The 21,171-nt window shown below is 55.2% G+C and carries 18 protein-coding genes; 12 read left to right on the forward strand and 6 right to left on the reverse strand.

Features of this window, described 5'->3' with window-relative positions:
- A partial coding sequence (locus ABF979_RS12235; protein WP_415560106.1) for an adenosylhomocysteinase occupies positions 1-561 on the forward strand: 561 nt, incomplete at its 5' end.
- Positions 562-632: 71 nt separating this feature from the next.
- Positions 633-1,034 carry a DUF3597 domain-containing protein gene (locus ABF979_RS12240; protein WP_086634721.1) on the forward strand — a complete coding sequence of 134 codons (402 nt, stop codon included), beginning with the start codon at positions 633-635 and terminating at the stop codon, positions 1,032-1,034.
- Between the two features lie 62 nt (positions 1,035-1,096).
- On the opposite strand, the gene ABF979_RS12245 is transcribed toward ABF979_RS12240, so the two are convergent.
- From ABF979_RS12245 to sucB, 5 genes are all read right to left on the reverse strand, one after another.
- Positions 1,097-2,284 carry a phosphoanhydride phosphohydrolase gene (locus ABF979_RS12245; RefSeq protein WP_415560108.1) on the reverse strand — a complete coding sequence of 396 codons (1,188 nt, stop codon included), beginning with the start codon at positions 2,282-2,284 and terminating at the stop codon, positions 1,097-1,099.
- A complete protein-coding gene (locus tag ABF979_RS12250) occupies positions 2,281-3,600 on the reverse strand; it encodes a TonB-dependent receptor domain-containing protein (protein WP_415560130.1) in 1,320 nt (439 codons plus the stop codon). The genes ABF979_RS12245 and ABF979_RS12250 overlap by 4 nt, the downstream gene beginning before the upstream one ends.
- A 48-nt stretch (positions 3,601-3,648) precedes the next feature.
- The gene (locus ABF979_RS12255; protein WP_415560110.1) at positions 3,649-4,527 is read right to left on the reverse strand and encodes a TonB-dependent receptor plug domain-containing protein; all 879 of its coding nucleotides are present in this window, start codon (positions 4,525-4,527) and stop codon (positions 3,649-3,651) included.
- Between the two features lie 149 nt (positions 4,528-4,676).
- A complete protein-coding gene (locus tag ABF979_RS12260; RefSeq protein ID WP_415560113.1) occupies positions 4,677-5,654 on the reverse strand; it encodes a L,D-transpeptidase in 978 nt (325 codons plus the stop codon).
- Between the two features lie 110 nt (positions 5,655-5,764).
- Positions 5,765-6,862 carry a dihydrolipoyllysine-residue succinyltransferase gene (gene sucB / locus ABF979_RS12265; protein WP_415560115.1) on the reverse strand — a complete coding sequence of 366 codons (1,098 nt, stop codon included), beginning with the start codon at positions 6,860-6,862 and terminating at the stop codon, positions 5,765-5,767.
- Positions 6,863-7,036: 174 nt separating this feature from the next.
- Here sucB and ABF979_RS12270 point away from each other — a divergent pair, with 174 nt between their 5' ends.
- The 3 genes from ABF979_RS12270 (at position 7,037) to rho (ending at position 10,769) form a co-directional block, all read left to right on the forward strand.
- Positions 7,037-7,669 (forward strand): gluconate 2-dehydrogenase subunit 3 family protein, encoded by a 633-nt coding sequence (locus tag ABF979_RS12270; protein WP_415560117.1) that lies wholly within the window; start codon positions 7,037-7,039, stop codon positions 7,667-7,669.
- 14 nt (positions 7,670-7,683) lie between these two features.
- Complete coding sequence (locus tag ABF979_RS12275) at positions 7,684-9,213, forward strand: GMC family oxidoreductase (RefSeq protein ID WP_415560119.1); 1,530 nt, start codon at positions 7,684-7,686, stop codon at positions 9,211-9,213.
- 254 nt (positions 9,214-9,467) lie between these two features.
- Positions 9,468-10,769 carry a transcription termination factor Rho gene (rho, locus tag ABF979_RS12280; protein ID WP_046900397.1) on the forward strand — a complete coding sequence of 434 codons (1,302 nt, stop codon included), beginning with the start codon at positions 9,468-9,470 and terminating at the stop codon, positions 10,767-10,769.
- A gap of 60 nt (positions 10,770-10,829) precedes the next feature.
- Here rho and ABF979_RS12285 read toward each other — a convergent pair whose 3' ends face one another.
- Complete coding sequence (locus ABF979_RS12285) at positions 10,830-11,315, reverse strand: methylated-DNA--[protein]-cysteine S-methyltransferase (RefSeq protein ID WP_415560121.1); 486 nt, start codon at positions 11,313-11,315, stop codon at positions 10,830-10,832.
- Positions 11,316-11,738: 423 nt separating this feature from the next.
- On the opposite strand from ABF979_RS12285, the gene ABF979_RS12290 reads away from it, so the two are divergent.
- The 7 genes from ABF979_RS12290 to ABF979_RS12320 all read left to right on the forward strand — a co-directional run bounded on the left by ABF979_RS12290 (position 11,739) and on the right by ABF979_RS12320 (position 20,997).
- Positions 11,739-14,003, forward strand: coding sequence for a PQQ-dependent dehydrogenase, methanol/ethanol family (locus tag ABF979_RS12290; protein WP_215749579.1), 2,265 nt, complete (start codon positions 11,739-11,741; stop codon positions 14,001-14,003).
- A gap of 34 nt (positions 14,004-14,037) precedes the next feature.
- A complete protein-coding gene (locus ABF979_RS12295) occupies positions 14,038-15,474 on the forward strand; it encodes a c-type cytochrome (RefSeq protein WP_215749581.1) in 1,437 nt (478 codons plus the stop codon).
- A gap of 114 nt (positions 15,475-15,588) precedes the next feature.
- Positions 15,589-16,884 carry a tRNA uridine-5-carboxymethylaminomethyl(34) synthesis GTPase MnmE gene (gene mnmE, locus ABF979_RS12300; RefSeq protein WP_415560123.1) on the forward strand — a complete coding sequence of 432 codons (1,296 nt, stop codon included), beginning with the start codon at positions 15,589-15,591 and terminating at the stop codon, positions 16,882-16,884.
- A 3-nt stretch (positions 16,885-16,887) separates the two neighbouring features.
- Positions 16,888-18,744, forward strand: coding sequence for a tRNA uridine-5-carboxymethylaminomethyl(34) synthesis enzyme MnmG (gene mnmG, locus ABF979_RS12305; RefSeq protein ID WP_415560124.1), 1,857 nt, complete (start codon positions 16,888-16,890; stop codon positions 18,742-18,744).
- On the forward strand, positions 18,741-19,322 hold the full coding sequence (rsmG, locus tag ABF979_RS12310; protein ID WP_415560126.1) for a 16S rRNA (guanine(527)-N(7))-methyltransferase RsmG: 582 nt from the start codon (positions 18,741-18,743) through the stop codon (positions 19,320-19,322). The genes mnmG and rsmG overlap by 4 nt, the downstream gene beginning before the upstream one ends.
- Positions 19,312-20,112, forward strand: coding sequence for a ParA family protein (locus ABF979_RS12315; RefSeq protein ID WP_046900404.1), 801 nt, complete (start codon positions 19,312-19,314; stop codon positions 20,110-20,112). Before rsmG ends, ABF979_RS12315 begins: the two co-directional genes overlap by 11 nt.
- 6 nt (positions 20,113-20,118) lie before the next feature.
- Entirely contained in the window at positions 20,119-20,997 is an 879-nt protein-coding gene (locus ABF979_RS12320) for a ParB/RepB/Spo0J family partition protein (RefSeq protein WP_415560128.1), read from the forward strand.
- Positions 20,998-21,171: the final 174 nt, after the last annotated feature.

Raw genomic sequence — 21,171 nt, forward strand, 5'->3', positions numbered from 1 at the left:
CCGATCTGCGCCCTGCAGGCCGCCATGGAAGGCTATGAAGTCGTCACCATGGAAAACGCAGCTCCGCGCGGCGACATTTTCGTCACCTGCACGGGCAATGTGGACATCATTACGATCGACCACATGCGAGAAATGAAGGACCGTGCGATCGTCTGCAACATCGGTCACTTCGATAGCGAAATCCAGGTTGAAGCCCTGCGCAACTATCGCTGGAACAACATCAAGCCGCAGGTTGACGAAGTCGAGTTGGCAGAAGGCCGCCGCATCATCTTGCTCTCCGAAGGCCGTCTCGTGAACCTTGGCAACGCCACAGGTCACCCGTCCTTCGTAATGTCCGCTTCCTTCACCAACCAGACGCTGGCCCAGATCGAACTCTGGACCGCCAAGCCGGGCCAGTACGAGGTGAAGGTTTACACCCTGCCAAAGGCTCTGGACGAAAAGGTTGCTGCCCTGCACCTCGCAAAGGTCGGCGCCGAGCTCTCCAAGATGTCCACGAAGCAGGCTGACTACATTGGCGTTCCGGTTGCCGGTCCGTTCAAGCACGAAGAATATCGTTACTGAGCGGAACAGGTGACACGGGGTAGGCGTTGTCTACCCCGACACTGTTTTTCAAACCGTCAGGAGAATTTCCTATGGGTCTTTTCAGCTCGATCATGTCCAAGATTTTCGGACATGCAGAAGCAGCCACGCCGACAACTTCCGGCACGGCTGATGCACAGGCTTCCGCTGGGGCTCCGGCTGCCGCAGCCCCAGCAACGCCTGCAACTCCAGCCGCACCAGTAGATGTGGATGCCGTTCTTTCGGATCTGGCATCCAAGGCTGGCCAGCCGCTGAACTACAAGACCTCGATTGTGGATCTTCTGAAGCTGCTCGGCCTCGACAGTTCCCTGGAATCACGCAAGCAGCTTGCAGGCGAACTGCACTACACGGGCAGCACGGATGACTCAGCAACGATGAACGTCTGGCTCATCAAGCAGGTCTATGCCGAGTTGGCCAAGAACGGTGGTAAGGTTCCTGAAGGCTGGGCTCACTAAGCCTTTCCAAAGGATCTGTTACGAAAAAGCCCGGATGTTCTCATCCGGGCTTTTTTTATTTTTCACTGCGTAGAAAAAAGAATGGGCCGCGAAGGGGACAGTGTTAAGGCAGACGTCTCGATATCAGGCCCCCTCCCCTGACGCAGCTCTGCCAGAGACTGGTGGAAAACCCTGATCCTGACATCCCGTGAGCCATCTGCGTGACGCCAGCGTTCGAACGCCAGAACGGTATTCGGGGCCGTAGAATCCGGTTGATCGGGGAAAGACCAGTCGAGCCCGAACAGGGCCATCATGGCAGCCAGATTGGTATCGTGGCCAGCCAGAACAAGCACCTTTGTGGAAGGCGATATCCCGGGGATAGACAGAACCGGGCGACCAGACAAAAACGCACGAATACCCTCCCCCATCACACCGTTTCTAGCGCGGGCATATTCGGGCAGACGCCTCAGAAGATGATTTTCCGCTTCATGCGCGGGCATAACAGCTTCCAGAACGTGCGGCGCATCTTTGTCAGCCACCTTGAAGTCAGCCAGAGACAAACCTTCTGTATAAGTCAGCAACAGACTTTCTGCAGCCATGCCTCCCGTTACGAAGCCGCCCTGAAGATGTGACGTTCCTTTTTTCCACTCAATCTTCGTCGCACCTAAAAAGCATTGAGGCGACGAGTTACTCTCAGAGCATGCCTCCGGCGCCATGAGCGACTGAACGGCTTTCAGAGCGTTATGAGAGGCCGGTTCGGACAATGTCTTCGTGGCGGCTGCAAATTCTTGCTCCAAAACTCCACGATCAATCTGGCCTGCCTGACTTCCAAGCGCATTAAAAACCGGATCGACACCCGTCGTCGCCCACTGGGCCTTTATGGCGCATCCTGGGGCTATTTCTTTGGCCCAGACGTCCCCCGTCTGTCGCGTCCGATGATCACCCGTATCAGCCCAGACAACAGTCTCCTGCTCCATAGTCTGACACTTCTTGGAGCCCTGAAACAGAGCGCTTGCGCTATAGTTTCTCTGAACAACCTGCACCATCGCTGCCAACGCTACGGCACCGTGCTGTGTCATTTCTCCAGGCGCTACAGACCATGCTTGCCAGGTATGACCCGTCCGATGCTGCATTTCCTGCGGCGAGAGCGTCGGACTGCGGATCCCGTGTCGGCTGAGAAAAACGATTTTTTCGAGAACATCTGGCTGCGCCTGAGAGGCACAGCCCCCCAAGGCAAACAGAATAGCAAGCGAAGACAGTCCCCGCATCATGGCATCGTTGCAGTCATGTTAAAGAACACGCTCCGGCCAGCAATACGCCAGAACAGTGGGGCATCGCCATAAGACTGATTACCCGCAAAGTCGCTGATGGCGCGGTTGTTGAACAGGTTGGCAATCTTGATGCTTGGGGTCACGTTACTGAAAAACGAGCCAATATGATGAATGCGCCAGCCCATGGCGAGATCCGCCGTCACAGTGCTTCCAATTTTGTACCGATTTTTGAAGACCGTATTATCCGCATCATCAGTCGTGCTGTCCAAGCCCCAATGCGTTCCGGCATATTTTCCCATGATTGAAAAATAGGACCCGCGCTCACTCTCATAGAGCAGCCCGAAAGATGCCAAAGCGTTTGGACTTTTGGCAACGCGAACATTGCTGTGCTTATATTTTGCGTCATTGACGCTGTAGTTCCCATAAAGGGAAAAACCGTAACCAATGACATATTGCCCTTCGAGTTCAATTCCTCGGTACACTGCACCACCGCTATTCACATATGTCGATGTCGTACCGATATTGGGAACCTGAATCTGCGCCGAGGCAATATAATTCGAGAAATTGATGTAATATCCATCCAGAGAAAGCATCCAGTTGCGGCCATGATATACCGATCCCACCTGATAATTCATGGTAGTTTCAGGCTTTACATTTCCAACGGAACTAACCTGAAAAACAGACAGTGGCGGCGCGAGAAAGCCCCGTGCAATCTGAGCATAAGCGATCCAATTTTTCATAATACGTTGATTAATCGCAATGGATGGCTGCCATGATCCATAGCTTTGCGTGTCTTTCAGTGGGAGCTTTGTCCCCTTATTAATACCCGCGTCATAATCTCTTTTGAAAATGGAATATTTTACACCCGGCTTAATTGTTGCCCCTGCCCACGGATGAAAATTCAGTTCCAGATAAGGTTGAATTGTCGTGTTCAGGTCTGAAATATAATAGCTATATGCTGAACCATTTTTACCAAGAACCGGAACGGAATTCTGGCTCAGATCAATGGCATACGTGTAGCGGCGATCTTTTTGAACATCAGCCCAAACCCCCAGAAGAATATCACCGTAAGACGTATGCCCCTTCAGACGAAGGGTATCGCCATATGTCCGATAAGCCGCATCTGCGTATTTTCCAGGAATATCATTTTTATAGGTCGCCACCTTTTTCCCGGCGGCATTATAAAATGTCACACCGTTTGCTGCGGTATCACCCTGACTTGCGTCTGTGCTTTCAGAATAATCATGCTCAAAGCCACTGGTGTAAATCTGATTCTCTAATGTGAGCCAGGACAGAAGCTTTGTTTTAAGGGAAATATAATCAAAATCAGATGTATAAACGCTTGGCTGATAACCATAATAACACTACTTCGACGGGTCATTGCATAACCCGTAGTTCTTTCCATATTTTTTATAATCGTCCAACGTGGCACCTTGGGTCGTGTACTGCCATTCCTTGTTATACGTCGTTTCGATCGTAAGCGTTGTTTCTGGCGCCAGATCGATAACATCCTTGAACATCAGGTTACTGCGACGCCCAGAAGAATTGGTCAGATAACCATTGGTTTCCTCGTGCTGCATATCGATAAAAGCACGGCCCATTCTGGTTTTTCCTGTATCGAATTCAATACCACCTGCGCGAGTATTGAAACTACCGTATGTCCCGTAAAGCGTTGTCCCCATCCGCGCCGAAGGGTTTTTAGACGTAAATCCCATGGTTCCGCCGAACGTCGCATTTCCAATCGTTGACGCTGTGCCAGGCCCACGATCAATCTGCGCCTCCCCCAGAAAGTGAGAGATAAATAGTGAGGACGTCGTATGGCCCATATCGGAAGCATTTCCGAAAGGAATGCCGTCGAATGTCATATTATATTGGCCATCCTGAAAACCACGCAAACTCATGGTTTCAGCTTTTCCCATTCCCGGACCATTCGGGTTCTGAGAAAATACGCTTGGCTGGAATTGAATAATGTCATCAACGCTTGCGAGCGGAATAATATTATTTGCCAAAAACCCCGACTGAATTTTTGATGTCGGTTGCGTAATGTATATCGAAACCGTTGCGGGATCGATACGTGCAGCGTGCCCAAGAACTGTGAGCTTTTCCACCTTCGGCTTTTCTTTGGAAGCATCCTTTTCGGTGTCAGCCTGCTTGAGCTCTGCCGTGTTGGTCGTTGAACCAAAAAATATCGCCGCAGCCATTACGCCTGTCTGCAGGACGAATTTTTTTCTGGTACTGATCATTGGAATTGCGCGCTCCCGTGGAGTAGAGAACGCTCATTACTGTTACTACCCAGCGCTGAGAACAGGAATTACCAACCTGTAATACAAACTTCATACGGAATACCAAAATCTGTCATAAATATTATGAAACATTTTGGTATTGGAATGTATCAGGGTAACGGCCGCTTGTCCGCGATGGGGTCAATCTTCGGCTCCGTCAATGGGCCGGAATCCACTACAACAACCAGATCTCCTGCGATCGGGGTCGCCTCCCGGTCCTTGGGCAAGAGTGCCGCAAAGCGTGGATCATAGCTGGCCGCCTGTTCGTAAAGTGTATCTATCAGACCATAGTGATCCATGAAGCGATTCATCGTCGCTGGAATTCGGATACACCCTTCAGACGCAGAGTGACCAAGTCTCCACTCGAGAAACTGTGGGTCTGTAGCGTGAATTTCCAGCCGGATCTGCCCGGTTTCATGTTTTGGGAGCCAGCCCTTCATTGCGGTCTGCCATCCCATATCCCAAACACGGGATCCTTTGGCACCAATACCGCGAATACCATATTTGTTTTTTGTGCCTTCAGCGCGATAGCCCAAGCGGTCGGCTGAATTTTGGAACACACCTGTCGGAGTAATGTAATAGTATTTCCGGCCTGTTGTTCCTGTTGAAACTGATGTCCCCCCCAAAGAAATCCACGGCTCGTCAGGCAGGGCCAAAACAAAATCCAAATGCTGAACGCGCTCATTCCGATCGACCACCATGATGAGCTGCGGGCGCGAAACAGGCTGGTTCGCTTTTGCAACCTCTGCCTGTGCCAAAGACACGAATGCCTCCCGACGGTCCTGCTTATATGTGGTAAATCCCTTCACCGTCTTCGCCATCATTTTTACAAGGCGTGCGGCTTCCTTATGAGCTTCCGTATTGCTGACAACAGGAAGAGGCGGAATCTGAACTGAAGGAACCACCGGCGTCGCATCTGTCACTGGATTATCAGTTGGCGGAGGAACAGATACATCTCCGTTTTCAGTCGGCGTAGCAGGGGTTGGATCGGCATGTGCGCAGGCCGTCAACAGAGGACCGCCACCGCATAATGCGGTTGTCACGACAAGAAGTCTGGCAGAGCGATACAATGTGGAAACAGGCCGCATGGACAGGATTACCCTCGGTTCATAATGGTTCAATGAACGCAGGGGATCGGCAGAACCGTCCAGCGTTCAGCGGGAGACGCCACGCCTTAACGCGCCATCTCCCAAAAAAGTCACAGGTCGAGCAACAGGCGTCTTGGATCTTCAACAAGCTGCTTCACTCTAACAAGAAAACTGACCGCTTCCCGACCATCGACAATTCGGTGATCGTAGGAAAGTGCGACATACATCATCGGTCTGACAACAATCTGACCATCCCGCACAACGGGTCGATCCTGAATGGCATGCATCCCCAGAATACCCGATTGCGGAGTATTCAGAATCGGCGTGGACAGAAGTGAGCCAAAAATGCCTCCGTTCGTTATGGAAAACGTTCCAGAAGAAAGCTCATCAAGCTTGAGAGACCCCACTCTTGCACGCTTTCCATAGTCGGCAATCCGACGCTCCAATTCGGCGAAGCTCATCTGATCGGCTTCATGCAGAACCGGGACGACAAGCCCCCGTTCTGTACCAACGGCAATGCCCAGATTGACGAAATCACGATAGACAATCTCGTCGCCCTCGATCTGAGCATTAAGTGCAGGATAATCCTTCAGCGCTCCAACAACAGCCCGGGCGAAAAATGACATGAAGCCCAGTCGGGCACCGTCATGCTTTTTTTCAAACTCTTCACGATATTCTGCCCGCAAAGCTTTTGCCGCTGACATATCGATTTCATTGAACGTCGTGAGAATAGCAGCCGTATTCTGAGCCGCTTTCAGATTCCGTGCGATAGTCTGGCGAAGGCGTGACATGGGAACACGACGCTCGCGACCATCATCTGCCCTTGGCGCTGAGGGAATTGGTGCTTTAGCCGGTGCAGCAACGGGTTCCGGCTTCGGAGCAGCCGCAGGCACAGGTTCGGGGGCAGGCGTGGAAACAGGCTCAGGCTTTACTGCTTCGACAGGAGCTACGGGAGCGACAGCCGGCGCTTCAGCCGTTTCGTCCACCTCTCCCAGAAGACCCCCTATTTCCACCTCTGTGCCAACCGCAATGCAATTCTCCAGACGCCCGGCGGACGGGGCAGTCACCTCAACGCTGACCTTGTCTGTCTCAAGTTCGAGAATTGTTTCATCGTGCTGAACATAGTCGCCAGACTGCTTCAGCCACCGCGCGACGATTGCGGTCGTCAGGCTTTCCCCTAGCGCCGGTACCCGGATTTCGACCGCCATCGTCACTCCTTACTTGCACAAACATCCCGATCAAGGGATGGATCTCTATAAAATTCCCGTTCCGTCGGACATACGACAGGATCACAAAAACAGGATAGTGCATCTTGCGGTCAAACGGGAGCCAGGAACTATCCCTATGCCGGGACTTTGAAAAGAAGAGCAAAGGACACCGTCATGCCCCTTCCCTCGGATTATCCCGAATTTCTTGCATCCGATCATCTTTCTGGAAGAACGCGCGACATTCTCGTCACGCGCCTTGAGGACGACCTGTTACAGGCGCCACGCGTCCTTTCCCCAAAAGCCTTTGCGGTTCTTGAGGCCATCCTCCCGGTTCTGCTTCCTCAGGAAGATATTCTGGGAAACAGTCCCCTTAATCTGGCCGTCCGCATAGATACCGCCCTTGCCGGACCACGCGACGGCTGGCGGTTTGCAGAACTTCCTCCCGACGTCACGGCGTGGGAGCAGGCATTACTGACTTTGGATGATCTCGCCCAAGCTCAGCACAACATGCCGTTCCCGGCGCTTAATGCTTTAGCGATTGGTCAGACGCTCGATGAACTCGCGGAAGGACGCCACGGCCTAGACGCGGCGAACCGCCTGACGCCTGAGCAGATGCAAAAATGGTCATTCGATCTCCGGGCAGACGCGATTGAATGCTTCCTTGCCGATGCTCGTGTTCAGGATGCACTCGGAATTTCCGCCAACCTCAACGGTGGGGATAATGTGTTCCAAGGGTTCCAGACTGTTGATGCCAATGAGCGGGAATCCTTCGAACCCTCACCCAAAATCCCTTCAGCCAAACCGTGAGACAAGACCCTTCCATGAAGACCTATGCCGAAACAGAGATTCTGGACGTCATTGTCATTGGGAGTGGCGCAGGCGGCGCTCCTCTTGCCGCTCGTCTGGCCGAAGCCGGAAAAAGTGTCCTGGTCCTAGAAGCTGGCCCGAGCTTTTTACCCTCCCGTTATACATCAGACGAGATTGAAGCGCGCGAAATCTACTGGCTGCATGAACGTCTGTCTGGTGGCCGCAATCCTCAACCTTTCGGTGGAAATAACAGTGGCACTGGCGTGGGCGGCTCCCTGCTACATTACGGCGCTTTTCTACCCCGTCCTCATGCTGGCGATTTTCGGCTTCATACTGAAACCGGCCGCAGTGTGGATTGGCCCTTTTCTTATGAAGAACTTCTCCCCTACATCAAAGAGGTTGAAGCCTTCATTGGTGTCTCGGGGCCATCAAACTATCCATGGGATCCTGCCCGGCGTTATGCCTACGCCCCTCCACCAGCCAATCCGGCTGCGATGAAGATGCGGGAAGCCTGCGACGCCGTTGGTATTCGTCATGCTGATGGACCAACGGCTCTCATTACGCGCGATTTCAACCAGCCCCATTTTGGAACTCGTAAAGCGTGTGCAAATTGCGGCGCATGTCATCAGGGCTGCCGCAACGGGGCCAAGTCAGGCGCAGACAATACGTGGCTTCCGCTTGCTGTCGCGCATGGTGCTGAAATTCGCTCTGGATGCCACGTCCATACAATCGAGACGAACCAGGCTGGGCGCGTCACCGGCGTCGTCTACACCCGAAACGGTGAAAACGTCCGTCAACGCTGTGAGCGCCTTGTTCTGTCTGCTGGTGCTGTCGAAACGGCAAGACTGCTGCTTCACAACGAACTGGCAAACAGCTCCGGACAGGTCGGTGAAAACTACATGACCCATATCTCGACGCAGATCTGGGGAGAAATTGATGAGGAGGTACGCCCAAACCGGGGTTATCCGTCCCTCACAATCACAGAAGACATGATGCGCCCAAAAGATGCCGATTTTGCGGGGGGCTATCTGATTCAGTCCCTCGGAATGATGCCGATCACCTGGGCCTCCAATATTGCACGCGGGTCAAACCGTCGTGGTGCAGATCTCGTAAGAACATTAGCCGGTTACAACCGCAGTATCGGCATGGGGATTCACGGCGACTGCATGCCCAGCCCTGAAAACCGGGTTGTTCTGTCAGACGAAAAGGATGCCCTGGGTCTACCAAAGCCACTCATTACCCACAGCTACGGCCCAAACGAACTGGCAATGCACGCTCATGCATCGCGTCTGTTAACGCGCATGTGGCAAGCCATCGGAGCCAAGGATCTACGTCTTCTTGATCGGGCAGCCCATATGATGGGAACGGCACGGATGGGGACGGAGTCTGGCTCGGCCGTCGTTACCCCATACGGCCAGAGTTTTGATATCGACAACCTCTGGATCAGCGATCATTCAACCTTTCCCAGTGCGACGGCCGCCAATCCGGCCCTGACCATCATGGCCCTGTCTTTGCGCACCGCAGATGCCATGTTGAAAAACTGATTTATATCAAAGTGCCACCCCGGAGCGCACGAGGCTTGACACCCCTTTGTGCGCTCCGGTAATTCGAGCGTGACTTCTTGGTGGCTATCAGCTGCCCGGTCTCCTTTCCTAACCGGATGATGCCCGTTTGCGATGCCCGGCCCTTCATGGGTGCCAGACATCCCGAACCACTGCTTCCGATCCAGTTCTTGCATCAGGCAGGCACATCCTCCCCCATTAAGGTCTGCCCAAAGGGCACATAAGGCGCGTCTTTCATGCATCTCGCCGAACTCAAGAAAAAATCTCCGGCCGATCTGCTGGCTTATGCAGAGGAACTGGAGATCGAGAACGTCTCGTCCATGCGCAAGCAGGACATCATGTTTGCCATCCTCAAGACCCTTGCCGAGCGCGATCAGGCGATCTACGGCGAAGGGACGCTGGAAATCCTGCCAGACGGTTTTGGATTCCTGCGCAGCCCGGAAGCAAATTACCTTCCTGGCCCTGACGACATCTATATTTCCCCAACTCAGGTTCGTCGCTTTGGCCTCCGCCCTGGCGATACCGTCGAAGGCCAGATCCGTGCGCCACGCGACGGAGAGCGTTACTTCGCTCTGCTGAAGGTCAACACCATCAACTTCGAAGACCCGGACGTTGTCCGGACTCGTATCAACTTTGACAATCTGACGCCGCTCTACCCTGAGCGCCGCCTGAAGATGGAAGTTGAGCAGTCCGAGCCAGCCGCCAGCGAGTCTTCTCCGCGTAGCAAGGGCAAAAAGGACCAGCGCGACTACACCCCGCGTGTAATCGATCTGGTGACGCCAATCGGCATGGGCCAGCGCGCCCTGATCGTTGCTCCGCCCCGTACGGGTAAGACCGTGATGCTCCAGAGCATCGCTGCGTCCATTTCGGCCAACCATCCTGAAGTCTTCCTGATCGTTCTTCTGATTGATGAGCGTCCGGAAGAAGTGACGGACATGGCGCGCTCGGTGCGTGGTGAAGTCGTGTCCTCCACCTTCGACGAACCGGCAACACGCCACGTTCAGGTGACGGAAATGGTTCTCGAAAAGGCCAAGCGCCTTGTCGAGCACAAGCGCGACGTGGTCATCCTGCTGGATTCCATTACGCGTCTTGCACGCGCCTACAACACCGTCGTTCCTTCATCGGGCAAGGTGCTGACAGGTGGTGTGGATGCAAACGCCCTGCAGCGCCCCAAGCGCTTCTTCGGTGCGGCCCGTAACATTGAAGAAGGTGGCTCACTCACCATCATCGCAACGGCCCTAATCGATACGGGCTCGCGCATGGACGAAGTGATCTTCGAAGAGTTCAAGGGCACCGGTAACGCCGAACTCATCCTGGATCGCAAGCTTGCAGACAAGCGTACCTTCCCGGCCATCGACATCACCAAGTCTGGCACACGTAAGGAAGAGCTTCTTGTTGAGCGCGGTGAGCTTTCCAAGATGTGGGTCCTGCGTCGCATCCTTGCCCCGATGGGCACGATGGATGCCATGGACTTCCTGCTGGACAAGCTCAAGTACAGCAAGTCCAATCAGGACTTCTTCGACGCGATGAACAACTGATCCTGTTGTTTGCATCACAAAAAAAGGGGAGCCATGGCTCCCCTTTTTTATTGGGCTTTCTCACTCACCTTTTTCGAGATTGAGGAGAATTCTCTTGTCTACAACACCATTCAGGCCCGAATAGCCTCCGAGACCGTTTGTTCCCACAACCCGATGACAGGGGATCAAAACAGGGATCGGATTCGCGCCCATTGCTCCGCCTATGGACCGGGCTGATCCACCCGCCTGTGCCGCAATCTGCGCGTATGTTCGGGTTTCTCCGTATGGGATTTTCAGGATTGCCTGCCAGACTTTCTGGCGATACGGCGTGCCATAGGGAGAAAACGGCAGACTGGAAAAATCCACCTTCTCACCGTCGAAATACTGCTCGAGCAAATCCCGAACTTTTACGAGGAGCGGAGTCTCCTCCTGATCGCGTCCCCATCCCCAGTCGAGGGCGACAATACGCCCTTCGTCTTCACTGATGGTCAGGGCACCCAAGGGAGAATAACAGGATAGCTGTGGCATACAGTTAGGCTGCCCGATGCCTCGGAAAGCGTCAATCATGCTTCCCTAAAAGAGTCCCGGTAAAAAAAACGTATGCATGCCCTGCATATTCCGGGAGGCCGATATTCTCAAAAAACATATGGAACTATTTTCGTATCCTTTCCTGAAATACTCTGCAATCTGTTGGGAAATAGCCATTCGTGTGTCAAAAACGCGACAGGATGCCCCATATGCAGGTCATTAGTTTTTGAGAACAGTTCTCATCTACTTGTTTTCAGATTTTTGCCAGCATAACGATCACGGAAACGTCAGAAGCCCAGTTTTCTATAAACAATAAGATAAGGAGTAGTAAGTTCTCGTGATGCTGGTTTTCCAGGCAACTTGAAAAACTGATGATTCCTTACCTGTAAGGCATCTATCAGGACTTAAGCGGTCCGGAATGTCAGCAATAAGAACAGTCTTTGCAAAAAGGACAGTCGGATCATGGTCTCTGGTCTACTGACGCCGATCAACGTTACGAAGAAGCGCCTTCTAGGCTGCGCAGCCGCACTGGCATTCTGCGCAGCTTCCCCTCTTGCCCTCGCTGAGGACACCGGTACCGCCATCACCAACGCCGACCAGCATCCAGGAGACTGGATGAGCTATGGCCGGACCTATTCCGAGCAGCGCTACAGCCCGCTGGACCAGATCACAAAGGACAATGCCGGCAACCTGAAGCTTGCATGGCACTATGATCTGGATACCAATCGTGGGCAGGAAGGTACGCCGCTGATCGTCGATGGCGTCATGTATGCCACGACCAACTGGAGCAAAATGAAGGCTCTGGATGCAGCAACAGGCAAACTGCTCTGGTCCTACGATCCAAAAGTTCCCGGCAATATCGCTGACCGCGGCTGCTGCGATACGGTCAACCGTGGTGCAGCTTACTGGAACGGCAAGGTCTATTTTGGCACGTTCGACGGTCGTCTGATCGCTCTGGACGCCAAGACCGGCAAGCTGGTCTGGAGCGTTTACACGGTTCCAAAAGAAGCACAGCTCGGTCATCAGCGCTCTTACACGCTTGATGGCGCCCCGCGTATTGCCAAGGGCAAGGTCATCGTCGGCAACGGTGGTGCAGAGTTCGGCGCCCGTGGCTTCGTGACAGCGTATGACGCTGAAACAGGCAAGCTGAACTGGCGCTTCTTTACCGTTCCGAACCCCGACAACAAGCCGGACGGCGCCGCTTCTGACGATGTGCTGATGTCCAAGGCTTACCCGACATGGGGTAAGGGCGGCGCATGGAAGCAGCAGGGCGGCGGCGGTACCGTCTGGGACTCGCTGATCTATGACCCGGTCACAGATCTCGTCTACTTGGGCGTCGGTAACGGCTCGCCATGGAACTACAAGTTCCGTTCTGAAGGAAAAGGAAACAACCTCTTCCTCGGCAGCATCGTGGCCATCAATCCTGATACCGGCAAATACGTCTGGCATTTCCAGGAAACGCCGATGGACCAGTGGGATTACACCTCGGTTCAGCAGATCATGGCGCTCGACATGCCGATCAATGGCGAAATGCGCCATGTGCTCGTTCATGCGCCAAAGAACGGCTTTTTCTATATTCTCGATGCCAAGACCGGTAAGTTCATTTCCGGCAAGCCTTACACCTACGAGAACTGGGCCAATGGTCTGGACCCTGTAACGGGTCGTCCGAACTACAACCCGGATGCTCTGTGGACGCTGAACGGCAAGCCTTGGTACGGTATTCCGGGCGATCTGGGTGGCCATAACTTTGCTGCCATGGCTTACAGCCCGCAGACGAAGCTGGTTTACATCCCGGCCCAGCAGGTTCCGTTCGTCTATGACCCGCAAAAGGGTGGCTTCAAGGCTCACCACGATAGCTGGAACCTTGGTCTGGACATGAACAAGATCGGCCTGCTGGATGACAACGATCCGCAGCACAAGGCTGACAAAGCCCAGTTCCTGAAAGATCTGAAGGGCTGGATCGTGGCCTGGGATCCGCAGAAGCAGCAGGCAGCGTTCACGGTTGACCACAAGGGTCCGTGGAATGGTGGCCTTCTTGCCACAGCCGGCGGCGTCCTGTTCCAGGGTCTCGCGACCGGTGAGTTCCATGCTTACGATGCTACGACAGGCAAGGATCTGTTCAAGTTCCCAGCCCAGAGCGCCATCATTGCTCCTCCGGTGACCTATACGGCTCACGGTAAGCAGTATGTTGCAGTTGAAGTGGGTTGGGGCGGTATCTATCCGTTCTTCCTGGGTGGCGTAGCCCGGACCTCCGGCTGGACCGTCAACCACTCGCGGATCATCGCCTTTGCTCTTGATGGCAACGATAAGCTGCCTGCCAAGAACGAGCTTGGATTTGTTCCGGTGAAGCCGCCTGAGAAGTGGGACGAAGCCAAGACCAAGGACGGTTACTTCCAGTTCCAGACCTATTGTGCAGCCTGCCACGGCGACAACAGCATCTCTGGCGGCGTTCTGCCTGACCTGCGTTGGTCCGGTGCGATCCGCGGGCCTGAGAAGTTCTACAAGCTTGTCGGCAAGGGTGCTCTGACGGCCTACGGTATGGATCGTTTCGACACGTCCATGTCTCCGGCTGAAATCGAAGACATCCGCAACTTCATCGTAAAGCGCGCCAACGAGTCCTACGCAGACGAAGTCAAGGCCCGAGAGAATGAGGCAGGCGTCCCGAACGACGAATTCCTCAACGTCCCTCAGGGTTCGGTTGCGCCTGCAACGCCGGACCATCCGTGACGGGAAACCGTCACGCTGAAAGGAATGACGTGACATGCTCAAGGCATTAACTCGGGACAGACTGGTATCTGAGATGAAACAGGGATGGAAATTCGCGGCCGCAGTCGGCCTTATGGCAGTGTCTTTTGGCGCTGCCCAAGCCCAGGACGCTGATGACGCCCTGATTCAGCGCGGTGCCTACGTGGCCCGCCTGTCTGACTGCGTCGCCTGTCATACCGCACTACACGGCCAGCCTTATGCTGGTGGTCTGGAGATCAAGAGCCCGATTGGCACGATCTACTCCACCAACATTACGCCGGACCCAAAATACGGTATCGGCAGCTACACGCTGGAAGACTTCACGAAAGCGATCCGCAAAGGCATCCGTAAGGACGGCGCAACGGTCTATCCGGCCATGCCGTATCCTGAGTTCGCCCGCCTGTCCGATGACGACATCAAGGCCATGTATGCCTTCTTCATGCATGGCGTGAAGCCGGTTGCTCTTCAGAACAAGCAGCCAGGTATCTCCTGGCCGATGAACATGCGCTGGCCGCTTGCCATCTGGCGCGCAATGTTCGTTCCAACCGTCACGCCGGGCCTCGATAAAAGCATTTCCGATCCGGAAGTCGCTCGCGGCGAATATCTGGTGAATGGCCCGGGCCATTGCGGCGAGTGCCATACGCCTCGTGGCATGGCCATGCAGGTCAAGGGTTACACGGCCAAGGACGGCAACGCTTATCTGTCTGGTGGTGCACCAATCGACAACTGGATTGCTCCAAGCCTGCGCAGCAACAGCGACACAGGTCTGGGTCGCTGGTCTGAAGACGACATTGCCCAGTTCCTGAAGAGCGGCCGTATCGACCATTCTGCAGTCTTCGGTGGTATGGCTGACGTGGTGGCCTACAGCACCCAGCATTGGACCGACGACGACCTGCACGCCACAGCCAAGTACCTGAAGAGCATGCCTGCCGTGCCTGAAGGCAAGAACCTTGGTCAGGACGATGGCAAGGCAACTGCCCTGCTGGAAGCCGGTGGCAAGGGTGATGCAGGTGCAGAAGTTTACCTCCACAACTGCTCCATCTGCCACATGAATGACGGTACGGGTGTCAACCGCATGTTCCCGCCTCTAGCTGGTAACCCGGTTGTCATCACGGACGATGCAACCTCGATGGCCAACATCGTGACCTTCGGTGGCATTCTGCCTCCGACGAACACAGCCCCCTCCGCTGTTGCCATGCCGGGCTTCCGCGATCATCTGTCTGACCAGCAGATCGCAGACGCCGTCAACTTCATGCGCAAGAGCTGGGGTAACCAGGCTCCGGGCACGCTGTCTGCTTCGGATATCCGCAAGCTCCGCACGACGGGCGCTGCGGTTTCCACCGCAGGCTGGAACGTCTCTTCCAAAGGCTGGATGGCTTACATGCCACAACCTTACGGCGAAGGCTGGACCTTCTCCCCGCAGACTCATACGGGCGTGGACGAGGCTCAATAAGCCTCTTCTGACCCTATCGGTCTGACAGAAACGGGCGGGCCGGAAACGGACCGCCCGTTTTCTTTTCTGCATAGGCCGATTTCACATGACGGCATCCTGCATTACATAAGGGGCATGAACCCCTTTTCCTCCTCGGACCCCCAGGTCATTTTTGCTCTGGCCACAGGCGCAGGCCGCGCGGCAATCGCCATCATGCGCGCCAGCGGACCGGGGAGCGCCTCTGTTCTCCAAAGCCTATGCGGGTCCTTGCCCGAGCCTCGGCGTGCCAGCCTCCGGAGCCTTCGCCATCAGGACGAGGTGATGGATCATGCTGTGGTGCTCTGGCTGCCAGGGCCAAAATCCTACACCGGAGAAGATGGGTTCGAGCTGCACTTGCATGCAGGTCCGGCCGTTATCGCACGTGTCGCTGACGCACTGACCGATCTGGGCGCCCGCCCTGCAGAGCCGGGAGAGTTCACAAAGCGCGCCGTGCAGAAGGGCCGACTAGATCTCCTGCAGGCAGAAGCCATTGCAGACCTCGTCGATTCCGAAACTGAAAGTCAGCGGAAGCAGGCCCTACAGCAGGCCGATGGGGCGCTAAGCCGCCTTTATGATGGATGGGCTCAACGATTAAGGCTTGTTCTGGCCCATCAGGAAGCTCTGATCGACTTTCCTGATGAAGACCTTCCTCCCGAGGTGGAACACACTCTTCTGGCCGAAATGTCCGCTCTACAGAGCGAGATGTCCGCTCATCTTCAGGATAACCGTGGAGAATTGATGCGTCAGGGGCTGACAGTCGTGATCGCGGGCTCGCCAAATGTTGGAAAATCAAGCCTTCTCAATGCGTTATCCGGATATGACGCAGCTATTGTCACTCACCGCGCAGGAACAACACGGGATGCCATTGCAGTAGACTGGGTTCTGGATGGCGTTCGTCTTCGTCTGATCGACACTGCCGGGCTGCGGGAAACTGAAGATGAGATTGAGGCGGAAGGTATTCGCCGTGCACTGTTTCACGTGAAACAGGCGGACGTTATTCTGCACCTCATTGGGCCAGATGAAGCAGCCGATGCTTTGTCTTCCGATGAAATTGCAGTCCGAACAAAAATCGACATCGCACCAGCCCCCCAGGACATGCTAGGCATCAGCACCCAGACGGGTGAAGGTCTGTCAGAACTGCGAGCCTTCCTGACCCAACGGGTCTCAGCGATGACGGCCAATGCCGGAGCGCCGCCTTTGACCCGTGCTCGCCACCGTGCAGGCATTCAGGAAGCTGTTACGCATCTGGATCTCGCCCGAGGCGCCACGTGGCCCGAGTTGCGTGGAGAAGAATTACGCCTGTCCATGCAGGCTCTGGGACGTCTGACAGGACGTGTTGATGTTGAATCCCTGCTCGATGCAATTTTCGGGCAGTTCTGTATCGGGAAGTAAGTTTTGAGCGATTTCGATGTCATCGTGATCGGCGGCGGTCATGCTGGTTGTGAAGCAGCGGCAGCGTCAGCACGCTTTGGGGCCAAGACGCTCCTGCTGACGCACAAGCTCGAAACCATCGGAGCTATGTCTTGCAATCCTGCCATCGGCGGCATCGGCAAAGGACATCTCGTGCGTGAGATTGATGCACTGGATGGGCTGATGGGCAAAGCCGCTGATCGCGCTGGCATCCATTTCAAGCTGCTCAATCGCTCCAAAGGACCGGCTGTGCATGGTCCTCGCGCACAGGCAGATCGCTCCCTTTACAGAACGGCTATTCAAACCCTTCTGGCCGAAACACCTAATCTGACGATCATGGCTGGAGCTGTTGGAGATCTGATTGAAGAGAACGGACATATTCGTGGTGTGATCTGCGAAGATGGGCGGTCTTTCCGCTGTGGCGCCGTGGTGCTCACGACAGGCACATTCCTGCGGGGTGTCATCCATGTCGGCCACGAACAACAGCTTGCGGGGCGCATCGGTGAAGCGCCCGCCACCAAGCTGGGAGAACGACTGGAAGCTCTGAAGCTTCGTATGGGCCGCCTCAAGACTGGCACACCACCACGCATTGCCCGAAACAGCATTGACTGGGAGAGCCTGCCTGAAGATCGGGGTGATGAAATTCCAGAGCCGTTCAGCCCTCTGACGAGCAGCATCACCAACGCCCAGGTCTCATGCCGGATCAGCCAGACCACACCGGAAACGCACCGGATCATCAACGAAAACCTGCACCGTTCAGCCATGTATGGTGGCGCGATTGCAGGCCGTGGCCCACGATATTGCCCATCGATTGAGGACAAGGTTGTCCGTTTCGCAGAGCGGTCTTCCCATCAGGTTTTTCTTGAGCCCGAAGCGCTCCCTGGGAATCCCGGGGGTGACCTTGTTTACCCGAACGGGATCAGCACCAGCCTTCCCGCTGATGTTCAGGCCCTCATGATCGCATCGATGCCGGGGCTGGAAAAAGCGCGGATCGTCACAGCCGGATACGCTGTGGAGTATGATTACGTCGATCCGCGGGAACTGATGCCCTCACTTCAGTTGCGCAGCCTGCCTGGCCTCTACCTGGCGGGGCAGATCAACGGTACGACAGGCTATGAGGAAGCGGGCGCTCAGGGCCTTCTTGCTGGCCTGAATGCCGCTCGCGCGACCGCCGGAAACGATCCGCTCATTCTGGATCGGAGCGATGCTTATCTCGGTGTCATGATTGACGACCTGACATTGCACGGCATCAGCGAGCCCTACCGCATGTTCACGTCACGGGCCGAGTATCGCCTAAGCCTTCGGGCTGACAATGCAGACCTGAGACTTACGCCAAAAGGCATGGAAGCTGGCTGCATTTTATCTGAACGCGCCGAAGCCTTTACCAACATGAAAACCCAGATTGACGCAGCCATGGCACTGGCAGCATCAACGACCTTCCTGCCCCAAGCCCTCAAGGACGTCGGGTTTGAGGTCTCTCTGGATGGGCGACGTCGGAGCGTTCTGGATGTTCTTGCCAGCAACGGCGATCATTCGAAGGTGTTGGATCTGGCGCCATGGTTTGGTGCCCTGCCTCTCCGTATCCGCCGCCATGTGGAAACGGAAGCTCGCTACGGCGGCTATCTCCAGCGGCAGGATCGCGAGATCAAGCAGCTTGCATCTGAAAGCGCCATCGCTCTTCCGGGCAATCTGGATTACAACGCTATCGGCGGCCTGAGCAGTGAGATGCGTGAGCGTTTTACTCAGGCACGACCAACCAGCTTTGCAGCTGCGCAACGTGTGCGAGGTGTAACCCCCGCTGCGCTGGTTGCCCTGCTGGCCCATGTAAGGACCCTGTCATGACCACCGTTTCACGTGAAACGCAGGAGAGACTGGAACGCTTCGCAGACCTGCTCGTGCAATGGAATGCGAAGATCAATCTGGTCAGCCCCAAAGACTTGGGCCAATTGTGGCCACGCCATTTCCAGGACAGCCTGCAACTCGCAGACATGATTCCTGCCGGTGCAACCATTACTGATCTGGGCTCAGGCGGAGGCTTTCCTGGCCTTATTCTGGCAATCGCAACAGATAATCCTGTGACGTTGATTGAGTCCGATCAGCGGAAATGTGCCTTCCTCCGAGAAGCTGGTCGCATCTGTGGAGCCAAAGTCACGGTCATTCCAAAGCGCATTGAAGCGGCAACCCCGCCCGAAGCCGACATCATTACAGCCCGTGCGCTGGCCCCGCTGGTCAAACTGCTCGGATGGGCCCGTCCTTTGCTGAAAGAAAACGGATTTTGTCTGTTTCTCAAAGGCATAAAGGCGCAGGATGAGTTGACCGAGGCAAGCCGTGACTGGCACATGACATCTACCATTCTTCCCAGCCGCACCGACCCCGGCGGAGCCATTATCAAGGTCAGTGATTTCAAGCGTGTCGTCTAATTCCGTATCCCCCACCACTCGCATCATTGCCGTCACCAACCAGAAGGGCGGTGTCGGCAAAACCACGACCACAATCAACCTAGCCGCAGCGCTGGCACGGAAACAGCGCGTCCTGCTCGTTGATCTGGACCCTCAAGGCAATGCCTCAACGGGGTTGGGCATTGAGTATGATCAGCGGAATATTGGCACGTATGCCGCCCTGATGCAGGAAGCAGAGCCACACGCCCTCGCCCAGCCGACAGAGTTCGAAAATCTTTCGATCATCACCGCCAATAATGAGCTGGCTGGTGCTGAACTTGAGATGATCGCAGATGAGCGTCGTGAATATCGTCTAAGGGATGCTCTGCGCTCCCTTGAAGGCGACTACGATACTATCCTGATCGATTGCCCGCCGAGCCTTGGTCTTCTGACCCTGAACGCACTGGTCGCGGCTGACAGCGTTCTGGTTCCTCTTCAGTGTGAATTCTTCGCACTTGAAGGGATCAGTCAGCTCGTTCGAACCATTGACCGTGTGCGTCGTGCCTTCAATGCAGATCTGCATCTCGAAGGCATTGTGCTGACCATGTACGATCGGCGGAACAACCTTTCAGAACTTGTCGCACAGGATGCACGGGGGTTCTTTGGCGAGCAGGTTCTCGAAACGCTGATCCCAAGAAATATTCGTATTTCCGAAGCCCAGAGTCATGGCAGCCCGGTGCTGAACTATGATGCACGCTCCACAGGCGCAGTCGCCTATGTGGCACTGGCGGACGAACTTCTAAAGCGAACCGAGAACAGGACAAAGGCGTAAGCTGCGATGGCCAAAAAGGACTCCTCCCCGCGCCTCGGTCGTGGTCTTGCCGCCCTTCTGGGCGATCAGGCTCCCCAGCTTGCCCGTGCTACGCGCGCCAATGCGCCTGTTCAGCAGCATACCTCCCTGCCCGTTGACGTGTTGGAGCCCAGCCCCTTTCAGCCCCGTCAGGACATGAACCCTGAGCGACTGGAAGAACTGGCCAATTCCATTCGGTCACGCGGCGTTCTGCAGCCCCTCCTTGTCCGACCAGACCCGGCCACCCCTGAGCGATACCAGATCATCGCAGGAGAGCGGCGGTGGCGCGCCTCTCAGCTTGCCGGGCTGCATAGTGTCCCCGTGCATGTGCGCCAACTGGATGACACGGATGCCATGGCAGCCGCGCTTGTGGAAAACCTTCAGCGCGCCGACCTGAACCCGATCGAAGAAGCTGAAGGCCTTCAGCGGCTCATCACGGATTATACCCTGACGCAGGAAGAACTGGCCGGCGCTGTCGGAAAATCCCGCCCTCACATCACCAATACCATGCGCTTGCTGAACCTGCCGCCAGAGATCCGGGCCTATGTTCGCCGTGGTGAACTCTCAGCCGGACATGCCCGTGCCCTTCTAAGCCATCCAGACCCAATAGCTGCGGCCAAAACTGTTTTGGAAAAAGGGCTGAATGTCCGCCAGACAGAAGCTCTTGTCGCTGAGAAATCAGAGAAGAAAGCCGTTCAGAAAAAGCGCCGGGACGCAGAGATTGTCCAGATTGAAGAAGATCTGGCTCTCCGGCTGGGGCTTAAAGTCCACATCTCTTACGACGGAAAAAAGGGTGGCTCCTTGAAGATCGATTACCGGTCTCTGGAGCAGTTTGAGAGCCTCATGCGTCTTCTCAACCGGGAATAAGAGGCGGTTATCAAAGGGGGCCATCATTTTTTTGGATTTTATTCATTATAATCTGAAAAAACCCCTTGCAAGCATTCCCGCTTCCCCTTTATAAGGCGCCTCACCGGAAACGGAGCGACGGGCACATAGCTCAGTTGGTAGAGCAGCTGACTCTTAATCAGCGGGTCCAAGGTT

This window comes from Gluconobacter sp. (genome assembly GCF_047723935.1).
GTDB lineage: Bacteria > Pseudomonadota > Alphaproteobacteria > Acetobacterales > Acetobacteraceae > Gluconobacter.